The sequence below is a fragment of the Sphingobacterium sp. UBA7253 genome (assembly GCF_002472745.1).
GTDB classification, from domain to species: Bacteria; Bacteroidota; Bacteroidia; order Sphingobacteriales; family Sphingobacteriaceae; genus Sphingobacterium; species Sphingobacterium siyangense.
On the sequence record NZ_DKSP01000238.1, the window covers coordinates 1 to 1,983 of the forward strand.

The following is a 1,983-nucleotide window of genomic DNA, read 5'->3' on the forward strand; positions in this document are numbered from 1 at the left end:
AAAAGCTCTAACGAAAGTTAGAGCTTTTTTTGTTTCCTATTTTTATTCGTCCCGTAAGCTATTTACAGGATTAGCTATGGCTGTTCGGATAGCCTGCCAACTTACTGTAATTAATGCGATACCTATTGTTACTAGTCCCGCCAGCACAAACATCCACCATTGGATTTCGATGCGGTAAGCAAAGTCTTCCAGCCATTTGTTCATGGTTAGCCAGGCGATCGGCGAGGCAATTATCAAGGCAATTAATACGGGTTTTATAAAATCTCTGGACAATAATGTAGTGACACCCGATACCGAAGCGCCAAGCACCTTGCGAATTCCGATCTCTTTGTTTCGTTTGGCAGCCGTAAATGAGGCTAAACCATAGAGGCCTAGGCACGCGATAAATATGGCCAATCCAGAAAAAAGACTGAGTATACGTTGTTGCCTAAGATCAGTTTTGTACAGCATATCGAATTTCTGGTCCAAAAAACTGTATTCAAACGGATATAATGGGGCTACTTTCCCAAATGCGGTTCTGATAGTTTTTAGAGCTTCAGGGAAATCTTTTGTGTTTAAGCGGATAAGGGCTACCCTTAGATCATCAGAAGGGGCAACAACTAATGCATCCATGTTTTCTTTTAGGGATAGGAAGTTAAAATCATCAATTACACCAATGATTGTCCGGGGGGATTGATCGCGGATCGTATTTTTTATCCATTTGCCAATGGCCTGTTCGGGAGTAAATCCAAGCATCGATGCTGCAGTACGATTGACTAATACAGCCCTAGTGGAGTCGGTCGAGTGTTGTATTGAAAAGTTTCGGCCTGCTATTATTTTGAGTTTCAAGGTACTTACATAGTCAAAATCAGTGAACTCTGTCCTTGACTTCCACTTCTCACCGTTTTTTCCTTCGACCTCGAATGTGTGGTTATCGAAGAAGCCGCCCGGTTCACCGGACATAAAGGAGACCGATGTAATGTCGCTGCTCGCAGATAATTCGTTCTTGAATGTACGCAGGTTGTTATACAGTTCTTCATTGTCTATTGGAATAACCACTGTCTGTTGGTCGTCATAGCCAAGTCCCAGTTCTTTTACATATTTCATCTGCTTAGAGATAATCAATGTACCGATGATCAGTAAAATAGATATGCTGAATTGGAACACCACTAATGTATGGCGGAACAGTGTGCCGCCCTTGCCTAAGCGTAATTTACCTTTTAATGCCTGTATAGGGGAGAAGGTCGAAAGGTATAATGCGGGGTAACTTCCCGCTAATAGACCTACTATAATGATAACTGCAATCAAAAAAATATAGATCGGCCATGAATTCCATGGGACTGTTAGGCTGTATCCNNAATAGTTGATTGTATACAGGCATAAGTAGTTGCAGTAGACACATGGCGAGCGCGCAGGATATGCTGGTTAATAAAATGGATTCTCCGATAAACTGTCCCATTAATTGAAGACGTTGTGCGCCAAGCACCTTTCTTAAACCAACTTCTTTCGATCGGTCAACTGCACGTATTGTTGAGAGATTCATGAAATTGATGCAGGCGATAATCAATATAAGTATGGCGATGGAAAGAAAAATGTAAATAACCTTTTTGTCGCCATGTTTTGCGCTGTCAAATGCGCTGTGGGATTCAAGATAGACGTCTCGTAGCGGTGTAAGCGCAAGATCAAAATGAATGCCCATATTGGTAGAAACTGCTTTCATATGCCTATTCATGAAATCAGGAAACTGCTTTTCCAATTGCCTAGCATCCTTATGTTCGTCAAGTAAGATGTAAGTGAATAAATTGTTGTTTTGCCAGGCTTTAAAGGGTTCGGTATCGAGATAATTGGATAAGGGGATAATGAGATCAAAATCCAGATGTGAATTGACCGGAAGATCTTTAGCGATCCCAGTAACGGTTAATTGTTTATTTTTATCAAGCTGCAGTATTTTACCGATAGGATTTTCATTTCCAAAATATTTCTTCGCAGTTGTTTCCGTGAGCA

General features: G+C 41.1%; 2 protein-coding genes. Both read right to left on the reverse strand.

Annotated elements, in window-relative coordinates:
- Positions 1-42: 42 nt before the first annotated feature.
- Positions 43-1,287, reverse strand: coding sequence for an ABC transporter permease (locus B2X72_RS24845; protein ID WP_286851948.1), 1,245 nt, complete (start codon positions 1,285-1,287; stop codon positions 43-45).
- On the reverse strand, positions 1,193-1,983 hold a 791-nt coding region (locus B2X72_RS24850), incomplete at its 5' end, for an ABC transporter permease (RefSeq protein ID WP_286851950.1). The genes B2X72_RS24850 and B2X72_RS24845, both read right to left, overlap by 95 nt.